The sequence below is a fragment of the Streptomyces sp. NPDC012466 genome (assembly GCF_042955215.1).
GTDB lineage: Bacteria > Actinomycetota > Actinomycetes > Streptomycetales > Streptomycetaceae > Streptomyces.
On sequence record NZ_JBIBEQ010000006.1, the window covers coordinates 270,922 to 286,006 of the forward strand.

General features: G+C 72.4%; 13 protein-coding genes. 4 read left to right on the forward strand and 9 right to left on the reverse strand.

Features of this window, described 5'->3' with window-relative positions; genetic code table 11:
- Positions 1-33: 33 nt before the first annotated feature.
- Positions 34-486, forward strand: coding sequence for a GtrA family protein (locus ACFY9E_RS23295; protein ID WP_390987186.1), 453 nt, complete (start codon positions 34-36; stop codon positions 484-486).
- Positions 487-504: 18 nt separating this feature from the next.
- A complete protein-coding gene (locus tag ACFY9E_RS23300) occupies positions 505-1,917 on the forward strand; it encodes a hypothetical protein (protein ID WP_390987188.1) in 1,413 nt (470 codons plus the stop codon).
- Between the two features lie 4 nt (positions 1,918-1,921).
- Here ACFY9E_RS23300 and ACFY9E_RS23305 read toward each other — a convergent pair whose 3' ends face one another.
- The 3 genes from ACFY9E_RS23305 to ACFY9E_RS23315 all read right to left on the reverse strand — a co-directional run bounded on the left by ACFY9E_RS23305 (position 1,922) and on the right by ACFY9E_RS23315 (position 5,682).
- The gene (locus ACFY9E_RS23305) at positions 1,922-4,507 is read right to left on the reverse strand and encodes a bifunctional FO biosynthesis protein CofGH (protein WP_390987190.1); all 2,586 of its coding nucleotides are present in this window, start codon (positions 4,505-4,507) and stop codon (positions 1,922-1,924) included.
- Between the two features lie 44 nt (positions 4,508-4,551).
- Positions 4,552-4,758 carry a hypothetical protein gene (locus ACFY9E_RS23310; protein WP_390987192.1) on the reverse strand — a complete coding sequence of 69 codons (207 nt, stop codon included), beginning with the start codon at positions 4,756-4,758 and terminating at the stop codon, positions 4,552-4,554.
- A 78-nt stretch (positions 4,759-4,836) separates the two neighbouring features.
- Positions 4,837-5,682 carry a TIGR03619 family F420-dependent LLM class oxidoreductase gene (locus ACFY9E_RS23315; protein ID WP_390987193.1) on the reverse strand — a complete coding sequence of 282 codons (846 nt, stop codon included), beginning with the start codon at positions 5,680-5,682 and terminating at the stop codon, positions 4,837-4,839.
- Between the two features lie 198 nt (positions 5,683-5,880).
- Between ACFY9E_RS23315 and ACFY9E_RS23320 the strand changes: the two genes are divergently transcribed.
- Positions 5,881-7,389 (forward strand): CehA/McbA family metallohydrolase, encoded by a 1,509-nt coding sequence (locus ACFY9E_RS23320; RefSeq protein ID WP_390987194.1) that lies wholly within the window; start codon positions 5,881-5,883, stop codon positions 7,387-7,389.
- Positions 7,390-7,569: 180 nt separating this feature from the next.
- Here ACFY9E_RS23320 and ACFY9E_RS23325 read toward each other — a convergent pair whose 3' ends face one another.
- Positions 7,570-8,391: an endonuclease/exonuclease/phosphatase family protein gene (locus ACFY9E_RS23325; protein WP_390987196.1), complete on the reverse strand. Its 822-nt coding sequence runs from the start codon at positions 8,389-8,391 to the stop codon at positions 7,570-7,572.
- Positions 8,392-8,490: 99 nt separating this feature from the next.
- On the opposite strand from ACFY9E_RS23325, the gene ACFY9E_RS23330 reads away from it, so the two are divergent.
- The gene (locus ACFY9E_RS23330; RefSeq protein WP_390987197.1) at positions 8,491-8,883 is read left to right on the forward strand and encodes a nitroreductase/quinone reductase family protein; all 393 of its coding nucleotides are present in this window, start codon (positions 8,491-8,493) and stop codon (positions 8,881-8,883) included.
- Positions 8,884-8,889: 6 nt separating this feature from the next.
- On the opposite strand, the gene ACFY9E_RS23335 is transcribed toward ACFY9E_RS23330, so the two are convergent.
- The 5 genes from ACFY9E_RS23335 to ACFY9E_RS23355 all read right to left on the reverse strand — a co-directional run bounded on the left by ACFY9E_RS23335 (position 8,890) and on the right by ACFY9E_RS23355 (position 15,080).
- Entirely contained in the window at positions 8,890-10,341 is a 1,452-nt protein-coding gene (locus ACFY9E_RS23335; protein ID WP_390987198.1) for an aldehyde dehydrogenase family protein, read from the reverse strand.
- Entirely contained in the window at positions 10,338-12,068 is a 1,731-nt protein-coding gene (locus tag ACFY9E_RS23340; protein WP_390987199.1) for an amidohydrolase family protein, read from the reverse strand. Before ACFY9E_RS23340 ends, ACFY9E_RS23335 begins: the two co-directional genes overlap by 4 nt.
- 113 nt (positions 12,069-12,181) lie before the next feature.
- Entirely contained in the window at positions 12,182-13,300 is a 1,119-nt protein-coding gene (locus tag ACFY9E_RS23345; RefSeq protein WP_390987200.1) for an LLM class flavin-dependent oxidoreductase, read from the reverse strand.
- A 97-nt stretch (positions 13,301-13,397) separates the two neighbouring features.
- Positions 13,398-14,168 (reverse strand): glucose 1-dehydrogenase, encoded by a 771-nt coding sequence (locus tag ACFY9E_RS23350; protein WP_390987202.1) that lies wholly within the window; start codon positions 14,166-14,168, stop codon positions 13,398-13,400.
- A 9-nt stretch (positions 14,169-14,177) separates the two neighbouring features.
- On the reverse strand, positions 14,178-15,080 hold the full coding sequence (locus ACFY9E_RS23355) for a TIGR03619 family F420-dependent LLM class oxidoreductase (RefSeq protein WP_390987203.1): 903 nt from the start codon (positions 15,078-15,080) through the stop codon (positions 14,178-14,180).
- Positions 15,081-15,085: the final 5 nt, after the last annotated feature.

A 15,085-nucleotide genomic window follows, 5' to 3' on the forward strand; every position in this document is an offset into this window, starting at 1 on the left:
GCTACTCTCCCTTTTGTGCCGGTTTCCATCTCTGTGACCAGCTCCGTGCGCCACGCCGTGCAGGGCATCTGGCGCGAAGCCGCCAAGTTCGGCGTCGTCGGCGCGCTGGCGTTCGTCGTCGACAACGGCGGTTACAACCTGCTCGTCTTCGGACTGCCCGGCGGCGCGCGGGGCGGGCCGATGAGCGCCTCCCCGGTCCAGGCGTCCGTCGTCGCGACCTGCGCCGCCGCGCTGTTCAGCTGGGCCGGGAACCGCTACTGGACCTACCGCGACCGGCACCGCGAGAAGGTGACCCGCGAACTCGCCCTCTTCCTCGTCGCGAACGGCGTGGGGCTCGCCATCACCGCCGGGACCGTCTTCGCCTCCCGGCACCTGCTCGGACTCGACTCCGCGCTCAGCGACAACACGGCCCGCATCCTCGGCTGGGTGCTCGCGACCCTGTTCCGCTTCTACGCCTACCGGCGCTACGTCTTCATCGCACCCTGAGCCGTTAGCATCCGGCACATGGGACAAATGGGACGGACGCTTCGGGCGCGGCACCGGGTCTGGCTCCTGGCCACCGTCGCCGCCGTGTGCTGCCTGGTCACCATCCTCGTCTTCGCCCCCGGCTACCTGAGTCCCGACAGCCTCGACCAGCTCCGCCAGGCCGAGGGGAAGAAGCCCCTGACCGACTGGCATCCGCCCGTGCTCAGCCTGGTGTGGCGGGCGCTCATCGCGGTGACCGGCTCGATCACGTCCCTGCTGGTCCTCCAGTGCCTCGTCCTCTGGGCGGCACTGTGCGTGCTGGCCCTGTGCGTGGGGAGGCTGACCGGGAGCCGGGGCGGTCCGCCGGCCGTGCTCGGGCTCGGTCTGACGCCGTTCGTGCTGACGTTCGCCGGGGTGGTGTGGAAGGACGTGCACGCGGCGTTCGCGCTGCTCGCCGCCTGCGCGATCGCGTTCACCGGCCTGCTGCCGCGCGACGGCGTCCCTCGCCGCCCCGCCGTGCGCTGGGGCCTGCTCTGGCTGGGCGTGCTGTTCCTCGCCTACGCGATGCTGGTGCGCAAGAACGCCGTCGTCGCCGCGATCCCCGTCTTCGTGATGCTGGTCCTCGCCCTGTGGGGCACGCCCGGACGCCGTACGTGGCTGAAGTGCACGGCGGCCCTCGTCACCGGGCTCGTCGTGCCCGCCGCCGCCATCTCCCTGTTCGCGCATCCGCTCCGGACGAACCAGGGCGCGCAGATCATGCTCGACGACCTCGTGCACGTGCTGCGCGTGGACGAGCTCCGGTCGGCGGATGTGCCACCCGGGCTGCGGGACCGGCTCGTGGCCTCGGCGCGCGAATGCGAGCGCGTCGGCGCCCTGTCCGACGCCTACTGGGCCTGCTACCAGCGCCCGGCGGACGGGTTGCGCGGCGACTCGGGCGAGATCACATCCCTGTGGCTGCGGGAGATGAGCGGGCATGTGCCGCACTATCTCCAGTACCGCCTGCTGCTGTTCACGACCCTGCTGTTCGAGACCGACTACGCGTACAAGGCGGGGGTCTCCCGCAACGACCTGGGCATCGAGGTGGCACACCCCCGGCTGGAGGACATGCTCGGCACGTACGTCAACGGCATGGCCGAGGACCTGCCCTGGCTGTTCCGCGGCTGGTTCTGGCTCGCGGTCGCGCTCGTGCTCGCCGTCCGGCCCGGCACGGGCGTCTTCTCGATGCCGGTCCGGGCGCTCGGTGTCAGCTCGGCGGCCTACATCCTCGGCTATCTGCCGATCATGCCCGCCACGGACTTCCGCTACCTCTACTGGCCGGCGATCGCCGGCGCCCTCGGCCTGCTGCTGCTGTGGCTGGGGCGGGGCACGCCTCCCCCACGACCGGCGAGCCCCGGCGCCGCGGCCGACCGCACCCTCACGGCGCATCAGCCGGCGGACGCCGGGGGCCAGTGACGCGTCAGTCCAGCACCGGCAGCAGCTCGGGCAGGTGCCCGTCCGACGCCTGCGCCGCCCGCTGCCGCTCCTCGGGCACCTCCCCGTACAGGGTGTTCCGGGCCCTGGCCGGGCGGCCCGCCGCGTCCGCCACCGCGATCAGGTCCTTGACCGACTTGTACGAGCCGTACGACGAGCCCGCCATGCGGGAGATGGTCTCCTCCATGAGCGTCCCGCCGAGGTCGTTCGCGCCCGAGCGGAGCATCTCGGCCGCGCCCTCCGTGCCCAGCTTCACCCAGCTGGTCTGGATGTTGGGGATGTACGGGTGCAGCAGGAGCCGGGCCATGGCCGTGACCGCGCGGTTGTCCCGCAGGGTCGGGCCCGGGCGGGCGATCCCCGCCAGGTAGACCGGCGCGTTGGTGTGCACGAACGGCAGCGTCACGAACTCGGTGAAGCCGCCCGTGCGCTGCTGGATGCCGGCGAGGGTGCGCAGATGCCCGAGCCAGTGCCGGGGCTGGTCGACGTGCCCGTACATCATCGTCGAGGACGAGCGGATGCCCAGCTCGTGGGCGGTCGTCACGACGTCGATCCAGTCGGCTGCGGGCAGCTTGCCCTTGGTGAGGATCCAGCGGACCTCGTCGTCGAGGATCTCGGCGGCCGTGCCCGGGATGGTGTCCAGGCCCGCCTCCTTCGCGGCGGTCAGCCACTCGCGGACGGACATGCCGGTGCGGGTCGCGCCGTTGACGACCTCCATCGGTGAGAAGGCGTGCACGTGCATGCCCGGGACGCGTTCCTTCACGGCCCGCGCGATGTCGAAGTACGCCGTGCCGGGCAGGTCCGGGTGAATGCCGCCCTGCATGCACACCTCCACCGCGCCCACCTCCCAGGCCTGCTGGGCCCGGTCGGCGACCTGGTCCAGGGAGAGGGTGTAGGCGTCGGCGTCCGTGCGGCGCTGGGCGAAGGCGCAGAAGCGGCAGCCCGTGTAGCAGACGTTGGTGAAGTTGATGTTGCGGGTGACGATGTAGGTGACGTCGTCGCCCACGGCCGACTTGCGGACGTCGTCGGCGACCCGGGCGAGGGCGTCCAGCGCCGGGCCGTCCGCGTGCAGCAGCGCCAGCGCCTCGTCGTCGGTCAGCTTCGTCGGATCGTCGGCGGCCGTGCGCAGGGCCTGCCGTACGTCGGTGTCGATGCGCTCGGGCGCCATGCCCGGGGCGGCGGCCTCGCGCAGGGCGCCCCAGTCGCCGTACACCTCGTCGAAGTCGTCCCGCCGGTCCGACGTACGGCCCTCGGAGTCGATCGAGGAGTGCAGGTCGGTGCGGCCGGACGCGACGAAGACCTCCTCCGGCTCCTGCCACGGCAGGCCCTCCGGCAGGGCCTCGGGGCGGGCGAGCCCGGTCTCCGGGTCGGCCAGCGCGGCCACGTGCGGGCGCAGCCGGGGGTCCAGCCAGGGCTCGCCGCGCCGCACGAACTCCGGGTACACGCAGAGCCGTTCGCGCAGTTCGAAACCGGCGGCGCGGGACTTCTCGGCGAGCTGCTCGATCTGCGGCCAGGGGCGCTCGGGGTTGACGTGGTCGATGGTGAGCGGGGAGACACCTCCCCAGTCGTCGATACCGGCGCCGATCAGCCGCTCGTACTCGTCGTCGACGAGGTTGGGCGGCGCCTGGATGCAGCCCGAGGGGCCCATGAGGAGCCGGGCGACGGCCACCGTGGCGACCAGTTCGTCCAGTTCCGCGTCGGGCATGCCGCGCATCGCGGTGTCCGGCTTGGCGCGGAAGTTCTGGATGATCAGTTCCTGGACGCCGTGGTAGGCCCGGGAGACCTTCCGCAGCGCGAACAGCGACTCGGCGCGCTCCTCGTAGGTCTCGCCGATGCCTATGAGGACCCCGGAGGTGAACGGCACGGAGGAACGCCCCGCGTCCTCCAGGACCCGCAGGCGGACGGCGGGTTCCTTGTCGGGAGAACCGTGGTGCGGGCCGCCCGGCTCCGACCAGAGGCGGGTCGCGGTGGTCTCCAGCATCATGCCCATGCTGGGCGCGACCGGCTTCAGACGCTGGAAGTCCGTCCAGCTCATGACGCCCGGGTTCAGGTGGGGCAGCAGGCCCGTCTCCTCCAGGATGCGGATGGAGATGGCCCGGACGTAGGCGATGGTGTCGTCGTAGCCGTGCGCGTCGAGCCACTCGCGCGCCTCCGGCCAGCGGTCCTCGGGCTTGTCGCCGAGGGTGATGAGGGCTTCCTTGCAGCCGAGGGCGGCGCCCTTGCGGGCGACGTCCAGCACCTCGTCCGGGGACATGAACATCCCGTGGCCCTCCCGGCGCAGCTTGCCGGGGACGGTGACGAACGTGCAGTAGTGGCACTTGTCCCGGCACAGCCGCGTCAGGGGGATGAAGACGCTCTTCGAGTACGTGATGACGCCCGGCCGCCCGGCCGCCGCCAGGCCCGCGTCCCGCACCCGGGCGGCCGAGGCCGACAGGTCCTCCAGCCGCTCACCCCGCGCCTGGAGCAGCACCGCCGCCTCGGCGACGTCGAGCGAGACGCCGTCCCTGGCCCGTTTCAGGGCGCGACGCATGGAGTTCTCGGTGGGGCCGGTTCCGGAGGTCGCGGAAGTCGTCATCCTTCGAGCATACGAGTGCGCTGATCAGAGCCGGGGAAGCCCCGTCAGTGGAAGGCCAGCCACCCGATGCCCAGGGCCGAGGTGAGGCCGGCGGCGGCGACGGCGGCCGGTCTGTTGCGGTGCAGGGCGAACCAGGCCAGCGCGGCGGTCACCAGCACGGCCACCGTGCCGATCGCGGCACGCAACGGCCCCTGGCTGTAGCCGTACTCGGTGAAATGACGCAGGAGCCAGGAAAACCAGGCAAGCCTCATGACGCTCTCTCCCCCCGTGGCGAACTGACCCGCAGTTTAGTAGAGGGAGCCAACCGCCCTGCCGGGCAGGGAAGTTGGTCAGAGGTATCCGGCCAGGCCGTCCAGCGTCTTCAGCACCTCCGCCTCCCCCGCCGGGGGGAGCTGCGCCACGACCTCCCGGATGCCGAGGTCGGCGTAGTGGGCGAGCTTGCCCGGGCTGGGGTGGACGGCGTAGGGGACGACCTGGAGGGCCTCGGGGTCGCGCCCGGCGTCGGCCCAGGCGGTGCGCAGGGCGGGCAGCGACTCGCCGAGGCCGCGACCGCCGATCGGCAGCCACCCGTCGGCGTACTCGCCGATGTGCGCGAACAGCTTGGGTCCGGCGGCCCCGCCGACGAGCGTGCGCGGGCCGACGACCGGACCGCGCGGCTTCTGCACCGGCTTCGGATGCGCGTGACTGGCCCGGACGCCGCCGAACTCCCCCTCGTAGGCGACCGGCTCCGCCGACCACAGCGCCCGCATCAACGCCATCCGGTCGCGCACCAGCTCGCGCCGGGTGTTCCACCGCACGCCGTGGTCGGCGGCCTCCTCGACGTTCCATCCGAAGCCGAGCCCGAGCGTGAACCGGCCGCCGGAGAGATGGTCGAGGGTCGCGATCTGCTTGGCCAGGTCGATCGGATCGTGCTGGGCGACGAGCGTGATGCCCGTGCCGAGCCCGAGCCGCTCGGTGACGGCGGCGGCCTGGCCGAGGGCCACGAAGGGATCGAGGGTGCGGCCGTACTCGGGCGGCAGGTCACCGCCCGCCGGGTACGGGGTGGTCCGCTCGACGGGGATGTGGGTGTGCTCGGGCAGATACAACCCGGCGAAACCGCGGTCCTCCAGCTCCCGGGCGAGCCGGGTCGGGGTGATCGTCTCGTCGGTGAGGAAGATCGTCACGGCGATGCGCATGCCCCATCTGTACCCGAGGGACGGAACGATGTCGATACCGACCGGTCGGCATTCACTGGGGGCCGTGCGGGGGAAATCCGCCGATCCCCTTCCCTTGCACCGGAGTTCACGGCTCAATACCAGGCTGGACACGAGGTTCGACGCACCACCCCCGCACCACCCATGCCATGTCATCGACGACACCCGGGGAGCAGCAGCATGTGCGAGGACAGCCACGGCGGGTTCGGCCGGCGCGCTCTGTTCGTGACGGGAGCGGCGGCCGCGCTTACGTTGGGAAGCGTGAGCTTCGCGTCAGCGGCCGACGGGGGCCGGGAGAGCAGAACCGTGCGCGGCACGCTGCCGCCCGGCTCCCCGGACTTCGTGTACGTGCCCGTGGAGGTCCCGGCCGGTGTCCGGGAGCTCAAGGTCGCCTACACCTACGACCGGCCGTCCGTCCCGGCCGGCACCCTGGGCAACGCCCTCGACATCGGCGTCTTCGACGATCGCGGCACCGAGCTCGGCGGCCGGGGCTTTCGCGGCTGGTCGGGCGGGGCGCGCACCGAGTTCTTCCTCCGCGCCGACGACGCGACGCCCGGCTACCTCCCGGGCCCGGTGCGCGAGGGCACCTGGCACATCGCACTCGGCCCGTACACGGTCGCCCCGCAGGGCCTGTCGTACGAGATCACCCTCACGCTGACGTACGGGGAGCCGGGCGAGGCCGCGGAGCCGGTGTATCCGCCGGAGCGGGCGAAGGGCCGGGGGCGGGCCTGGTACCGGGGCGACTGCCATCTGCACTCCTGGCACTCCGACGGCCGCCGCACCCCCGCCGAGATCGGCGCACTGGCCCGGGCCGCCGGTCTGGACTTCATCAACTCCTCCGAGCACAACACGCATGCGGCGCACGCCCACTGGGCCGACGTGGCCGGGGACGACCTGCTGGTCATGCTGGGCGAGGAGGTCACCACCCGCAACGGGCACGTCGTCGCGCTCGGCACGGACCCGGGCACCTTCGTCGACTGGCGCTACCGGGCCCGGGACAACCGCTTCGGCCGGTTCGCCCGGCAGATCCGCCGCGCCGGCGGCCTGGTCGTCCCGGCCCACCCGCACGCCACCTGCATCGGCTGCAACTGGAAGTTCGGCTTCGACGAGGCGGACGCGGTGGAGGTGTGGAACGGCCCCTACACGCCCGACGACGAGGTGGCGCTGGCCGACTGGGACAGCATGCTCGTGGCGTCCGTACGGGACGGGCGCGGCTGGCTCCCGGCGATGGGCAGCAGCGACGCTCACCGCTCTCCGGACGCGGTGGGCAGCCCCCAGACGGTCGTCCTGGCCGACGACCTGACCCGGGAGGCCGTCCAGGAGGGCATCCGGGCGGGACGGTCGTACATCGCCGAGTCCGCCAGGGTCACGCTGTCGTTCGGGGCGTCCGGCGGACGCGGCGAGCACGCCGGCATCGGCGAGCGGCTCGCCGTGGGCCGCGACACCCCGGTCACCGTCCGCCTCGACGTGACGGGCGCCCCCCGCTGCACGGTCCGCTTCGTCACCGACCAGGGCGTCGTCCACACCAGTGCCCCTCTGCCGGTCTCCGGTTCGGGCGTGGTCGAGTGGCGGACGACCCCGTCGTACGCGGCGTACGTACGGGCCGAGCTGCGGCACGAGGCGGCGGCGGGACCGCTCCCCGGACCGCTGGCGGCGTTCACGAATCCGGTCTTCCTGGGACGCCGCTAGGGCCTGTCGTTTGGTCAGGTCGCAGGAAAGCGACCGCGCTGTTCAGCGCCGGTGAGCGGGGTCTGGTGCGTGCAGATGCAAGGCGGAGGAGGGCGTCGACGCGGAGCGTCGGCAACCGACGACAACGCGGCAGATGCGCGTGCCAGACCCGCGTCTGCGGCGTGATCCAAACGACAGGCCCTAAGGGGTGTCCGCCAGGTCGGCCACGACCGCCGCGTGGTCGGAGGGCCACACCCCGTCGACCGGGCCGTCGCAGGCCCGCCGCACGTCCCGGACACGGCCGAGTCCGCCGGGGCCGGGCGGGCCCACGTGGATGTAGTCGATGCGCACGCTGGGCTCATGGGTCGCCGCCACGTACGGGTTGGCCGCGTCCCACGTGGCGGCGGGGGCGGCCGGGTCGGCGTACGCCCAGGCGTCGAGCAGGACCTGGCCGGGCACGGCCGGGGCGGTCTTGTAGCCGCCGAGCAGGCGGACCTCGTCGGAGTCGGGCCAGGCGTTGAGGTCGCCGGTGACGACGGGCGGGAAGGGGGTGTCGCCGCGGTGCCGGGCGACGAAGCCGGCGAGCGCCGCGGCCTGGCCGCAGCGGACCGCCGAAGCGTCCGGGGCGGAGCTGAAGTGGGCCGTGAAGAAGGGGACTTCGTGGCAGGGCGTGGCCAGGCGGGCGTAGAGGGCCAGGCGGCCGTCGTCCATGTCGGCCGGGGCGGGCAGCGGCAGCACGTCCTGGTCGACGACCGGCCATCTGCTGAGCACGGCGTTGCCGATGCCGACGGTGGGGTCCCCGATCCGCCGCTGCCAGCGCTCGGGGGCGGGCGAGGCGCCCCAGGCCCAGTGCAGACCGAGCTCACCGGCCAGCCACTCGGCGAGGTTCTCGCCGTCGGCCGCCCAGACCTCCTGCAGTCCCACGACGTCGGGCCGCAGCTCCCGCAGGGCCGTGAGAATCGCCTTCTGCCGCGTCTGCCACGGCCCGAAGCGCCACCACAGGTTCCAGGTCACGATCCGCATCCGCAGCCACCCGCTCTCCTCGATGCCGCGTCTGGGATCATTGAAGCAGGAACCATCACGCGTTCTGTGAGAGCTTCGTGTGAAGGAGACCCGCCGACGATGTCCCGACGCGCCGACCTGAGATTCCGGGCGACCACGGCCTTCCAGCGCCGCCTCAACCCGCTCCTGCGCCGCCTGCCCCTCCAGACGGTCCTGGAGACGACGGGCCGCGTCTCCGGGCTGCCCCGTCGGACGCCGGTGGGCGGGCGCCGCGTCGGCGGCTCCTTCTGGCTGGTGTCGGAGTTCGGCGAACGGTCGCAGTACGTGCGCAACATCAAGGCCGATCCGCGGGTGCGGGTGCGCATCCGCGGGCGGTGGCACGAGGGCACCGCGCATCTGATGCCGCAGGACGACCCGGTGGCGCGGCTGCGGGCGCTGCCCCGGGTCAACAGCCTGGGGGTGCGGGTCCTCGGGACGAACCTGCTGACCGTACGGGTGGACCTGGACGGCTGAGGCGCGTCAGCCCGGCCAGACGATCGCCTGCACCTCGCTGTAGGCGTGCAGCGCGTAACTGCCGACGTCCCGGCCGACGCCGCTGCGCTTGAAGCCGCCGAAGGGCGCCTCCATGTTCCGCCCGACGGTGTTCACCCCCACCCCGCCGGCCCTGAGCCGCCGCGCCACCCGGAAGGCACGGGCCACGTCACCCGACCAGACGTAGTCGATGAGCCCGTAGTCGGTGTCGTTGGCGAGCGCGACGCCCTCCTCCTCGTCGTCGAAGGGGACGACGGCCACCACCGGCCCGAAGATCTCCTCGCGGACCACGCGCATGTCGTTGGTGCAGTCGGCGAGCAAGGTCGGGGCGACGTAGAAGCCCGAGGGCAGGTCCGGGCGTTCACCGCCCGTCACCACCACCGCGCCCTCCTTCCGGCCCAGTTCGACGTACGACTCCACCCGGTCCCGGTGCGCCGCCGAGATCACCGGCCCGACCACGGTGTCCGGCTCGCGCGGATCACCGACCTTCAACCGGCTCGCGTAGGCGGCCAGTTGCTCGACCAGCCGGTCGTGGATCCCGCGCTGTGCCAGCACCCTGGTCGGTGCCGTGCAGATCTGCCCGCTGTAGAAGGAGAAGGTGGTGCCGATCCCGGCCACGGCCGAGCCGAGGTCGGCGTCGTCGAAGACGACCGCCGCGCCCTTCCCGCCCAGTTCCATCAACTGCCGTTTCATGCCGCGCCCGCACACCTCGGCGATGCGCTGCCCGACCGCCGTGGAGCCGGTGAAGCTGACCATGTCGACGTCCGGTGACGCCACGGCCGCCTCACCGGTCTCGCCGCCCGGGCCGCCGACCACGTTCACCACGCCCGGTGGCACTCCGGCCGCCTCCAGGGCCTGAGCCATCCGGTAGACCGACAGGGGGTCCTGCGGGGCCGGTTTCACCACGACCGTGTTGCCCATGGCCAGGGCGGGCGCGACCTTGCCGGCGGGGTTGGCCCAGGGGTTGTTGTACGAGGTGATGCAGGTGACGACCCCGACGGGCTGCCGGATCGCCAGGGCACCCATCACGCCGGCCTTCCCCATCGGCCCCGCCTCGTTGATCTGCGGCGGGATCGCCCACTCGGCGCTTTCCACGCGCGCGTAGCGCCGGAAGCGGGCGGCGGCGACCCCGACCTGCATGGCCCGGGCCGTGCCGGTGGTCGCGCCGGTCTCGGCCCGGGCCAGCTCCGCGTACTCCTTCAGATGGCCGGCGATGATCCCCGCCGCCCGCCCGAGCACCGCCGCCCGCTCCTCCGGCGGAGTGCGCGACCACGGCCCGAAGGCCTCGCGGGCCGCGGCACAGGCCGCGAGCACCTGATCCCGCGAGGCCTGTGGCGCCCACCCGACGGTCTGCCCGGTCGCCGGGTCGATCACCGCGTAGTGCCCGCCGTCCGGCTCGGCCCAGGAGCCGCCGACGAACAGCGACTGCCGTGCCGTCACCGCGTGCTCACCGTCTCCGTGTCCCGCCCCGAGCGCAGCACCCGGCCCGGCACGGCCCCGGTCACCACGTCGTCCCGGATCGCCTCGGCCCCGTTGACCCAGACGGCCCGTACGCCCAGCGCCCGGGAGTCCAGCCGCGGGCTGTCGCCCGGCAGGTCGTGCACCAGGGTGGCCGGGCCCGCGTCGATCCGCTCCGGGTCGAGCAGGACCAGGTCCGCGTGCCAGCCCTCCCGGATCCGCCCCCGTTCCCGCAGTCCGAAGAGCCGGGCCGGGTCGTCGGTCAGCATCTTCACGGCCTGCTCCAGACCGACCAGCTTCCGGCCCCGCAGGCAGTCCCCGAGGAACCGGGTCGTGTACGGCGCCCCGCACATCCGGTCCAGATGGGCGCCCGCGTCGGACCCGCCGAGCAGCACGTCCTCGTGCTGCCAGGTCTCCGCCCGCAGCGCCCAGGACGCCGGGTCGTTGTCAGTCGGCATCGGCCACAGCACCGTCCGCAGCTGGTCGTTGGCGCAGATCTCGACCAGGCACGCGAAGGGCTCCTGCCCGCGCTCCTCGGCGATGTCCTTCACCACGCGCCCGGTCAGCCCGGCGTTCGCCTCGCTGTAGGTGTCGCCGATGACGTACCGGCCGAAGTTCGCGAGCCGCCGGAAGACGCCGGCTTCCTTCGAGTTGGCGCGTTCCAGCATCCCGGCTCGGACGCCGGGGTCGCGCAGTTTCTCGATCCGCTGCGGCACGGGCAGCCCGAGCACCGGCCCCCACCCGGGGATGAGGTTCAGCGCGCAGAACGTCCCCAGCGACATGTTCATCGGCGTGAGGATCGGCATGGTCAGCGCCACGACCCTGCCGCCGGCCTTCCTGGCCTGTTCGCTCGCGAGCAACTGCCGGGGCACCCGCTCGGGGACGGCCGCGTCGATCGTCAGCACGTTCCAGTTCAGCGGCCGCCCGGCCACCGCGCTCATCTCCACGAACAGGTCGATCTCCGCGTCACTGAACTGGTCCAGACAGCCCGCGACGATCGCCTCGATCTGCGTGCCCTCGCACTCCCCGACGGCCCGCGACAGCGCCAGCAACTCGGCCGGCCGGGCATGCCGCGAGGCGACCGGCTGCCCGTCGCCGTCGGAGTGGCTGGTCGACTGGGTGGTGGACAGCCCCCAGGCCCCGGCGTCCATGGCCTCCCGGAGCAACCGCACCATCGCCGCGAGCTCCTCCTGGGTCGGCTGCCCGCCGACGGCCCGCGGTCCCATCACATACCGCCGCAGCGCGCAGTGCCCCACCATGAAGCCGGCGTTGACGGCGATCCGCCCCTCCAGGGCGTCCAGGTACTGTCCGAAGGAGTGCCAGCTCCAGGGTGCCCCCTCCTCCAGCGCCACCAGCGCCATGCCCTCGACCCTGGACATCATCCGCCGCGTGTAGTCGGCGTCCTCGGGCCGATCGGGATGCAGCGGCGCCAGCGTGAACCCGCAGTTCCCGCCGGCGACGGTGGTGACCCCGTGGTTGAGGGACGGCGTGGCGTACGGATCCCAGAAGAGCTGGGCGTCGTAGTGGGTGTGGGGATCGACGAAGCCGGGGGTGAGGACGAGCCCGGAGGCGTCCTCGGTGGTGCGGGCTTCCTCGGTGACCTTGCCGATGACGGCGATGCGGCCGTCTTTGACGCCTACGTCGGCGGTGTAGCCGGGCGCACCGGTGCCGTCGACGACGGTCGCCCCTGTGATGACGTGATCGAGCATGACGACTCAACTCCCTCGAGTACGACGCCTGAGGGGCGCGGGGCTGTGCCGATTTGCGGCTCCGCCGCGTGGGCGCGGCCGGCCACGACGCGCCCACGCCCGCCACCGCACGCTCAAGCCACCCCTCGGAACCGCGACGTCCGATGCACGGGATCCGTATCGATCTTGGGGATCACGTGCTCCCCGACCAGCCGGATCGTCTGCAGCGTCTCCTCCTTCGGCACCCCCACCGGCAGCCCGAAGCTCAGCTGATCGGCCCCGGCCTGTTCCCACCGCTTGCACTGCCGCAGCACCTCGTCCGGGTCCCCGCAGATCAGCAGCTCCTCCTCGATCAGGACCTCCACCAACTCCTCGGTGTACTCCGGCAGCGTCTCCGGCCACACGGGGAAGCCCTCGGGCCGGGGGAACGTGTCGTGGTACCGGAAGACCAGCGAGGGCAGATAGTGCAGCCCCCCGCTCGCGGCGATCCGGACCGCCTCGGCATGGGTCGGCGCGCAGATAGCCGTGGTCGTCACCATCACGTTGTCGTTCACGAAGGCCCCGACGGGCTCCGCGTCCACGATCGCCGTCTTGTACTGCTCCAGCACCCATTCCATGTCGGAGACCTTCTGCACGCTGAAGCCGAGCACACCGAGGCCCTTCCTCGCCGCCATGGCGTACGACGGGGGCGACCCGGCGGCGTACCACATCGCCGGGTGCGAGGCGCCGTACGGCTTCGGCAGGATCTTCCGCGGCGGCAGCGACCAGTGCTTGCCCTGGAAGCCCTGGTACTCGTCCTGGAGCCACATCCTGGGGAACTCGGCGATGGTCTCTTCCCAGAGTTCCTTGGTGTGGTTCATGTCGGTCACGCCCGGCATGAAGCCGAGGATCTCGTGCGATCCGGCGCCCCGCCCGCTGCCGAACTCGAAGCGGTTGCCGCTGAGGTGGTCGAGCATCGCGACCTTCTCGGCGACCTTCACCGGGTGGTTGACCGGGGCGAGCGGGTTGAAGATGCCCGAGCCCAGGTGGATCCGCTCGGTCGCGTGCGCCAGGTACCCGAGGAAGACGTCGTTGGCGGAGAGGTGCGAGTACTCGTCCAGGAAGTGGTGCTCCGAGGCCCAGGCGTACTTGAAGCCCGACTTGTCCGCCTGGATGACGTACTCGGTCTCCTCCATCAGCGCCTTGTGCTCGGCGAGCGGGTCGGTCTCGGCCCGTTTGCCGACGTATCCCTGAACGAAGATGCCGAATTCCAAGGAGGTTCACCGCCCCACGGTCAGTTCTGACGGTGCGTCAGATCGATGGGTCAGACTGTTCCACCGGCCCCCATGAGCGTCAATAGCTGATGGAACGTCAGATAACGCTGACGCCTGCCATCCAGCCGCCGTCGATCACGAACGGCTGCCCCGTGATGTACGACGAGTCCTCCGAGGTGAGGAACAGCGCGAGCCTGGCCACCTCCTCCGGCCGCCCGGCCCTGCCCAGCGGCACGAGCTTGCGGTACAGCCGGTCGAGCCCCCTCGCCGTCTCCTCCGGGTCGGCGTCCGGGTCGAGCCGTGCCGGGTTGGACATCGCCGTGTCGACGGCCCCCGGGCAGACGGCGTTGACACGTATCCCCCGCCCGGCCAGCTCCAGGGCGGCGACCCGGGTCAGACCGACCACGGCGTGCTTGGTCGCGGCGTAGGAGCCCACCGCGGCCATCCCGGTCAGGCCGGTGCAGGAGGCGGTGTTGACGATCGTGCCCCCGTCGGCCATCTCCGGGGCGACCGTCCTGATGCCGAGGAAGCAGCCCACCTGATTGACCTGGACGACCTGCATGAACTCGTCGAGGGGGGTGTCGAGGAGGGAGTTGAAGCGCAGGATGCCGGCGTTGTTGACGAGCCCGTCGACGTGGCCGTACGCGTCCTTGGCGGCGGCGACGGCGGACCGCCAGTCCTCCTCCCGCCCCACGTCCAGACGGACGTACCGCCCGCCGATCTCCTTCGCGAGGGTCTCGCCCTGGTCGTCGAGGACGTCCGTCAGGACCACCCGGGCCCCCTCGGCCGCGAACAGCCGCGCCTCCTGCTCGCCCTGGCCGCGTGCGGCCCCGGTGACGATGACGACCCGTCCGTCCAGCTTTCCCATGGGGTCTCCTCACAGCTCGGGGGCGACCTCGGCGCCGAACGCCGCGATCTGGTCGACGAGTTCGGCGCGGCTCCGGCTGCGGAACCGCACCTGGATCTGGTGCACGCCCATCGCGCGGTAGGCCCGCAGCGACTCGGCGAGCTCGCGCGGCCCGCCGGTGAGGGTCCGGCGCCCCACGTCCCACCGGGGCGTGCCGACGTACAGCGGCTCGGCGATGGCGCCCACGGTGAACGGGCCCCGAACGCCGGCTTGTTCGCGCAGCTCTTTGATACGGCCGATCCGCGCGGGCAGCAGGTCCCTCGGATCCCCCTGCGGCAGCCACCCGTCGCCCTTGAGGGCGGCCCGTCGCAGGGCGGCGGGCGAGGAGCCTCCGACCCACAGGGGAACAGGGTCCTGCACCGGCCGGGGCCGCTGCCCGAGCCCCTCGAAGTCGTACAGCTTGCCGTGGTGCTCGGGGAACTCCTCCGGCCCGAGGGCGGCGCGCAGGGCGTCCACACACTCGTCGAGCACGGCCCCGCGTCGGCGGAAGTCGACGCCGAGGGCCTCGAACTCCTCCTGCACGTGCCCGGCGCCGACCCCGAGGATCAGGCGACCGCTCGAGAGGTGGTCGAGGGTGGCGTACTGCTTGGCGGTGAGCAGCGGGTGCCGCAGCCCGACGATCGCGACATGGCTGAGCAGCCGGACGCGTTCGGTGGCGGCGGCGAGGAAGGCGAGCGTGGCGACGGGGTCGTACCAGACGGTGCTCATGGCGGCGGCGAGCCGGCGGGGGATGGCGACGTGATCGCAACCGGCCAGGTAGTCGAATCCGGCCCGGTCGGCGGCGCGGGCGATCTCCAGCAGGTCGGCGGGCCCGGCCGCCGCCTCCCACCCCTCCGCGTAGAGGGTGCTCTGCGACTGGACGGGCAGCTGCATCCCGT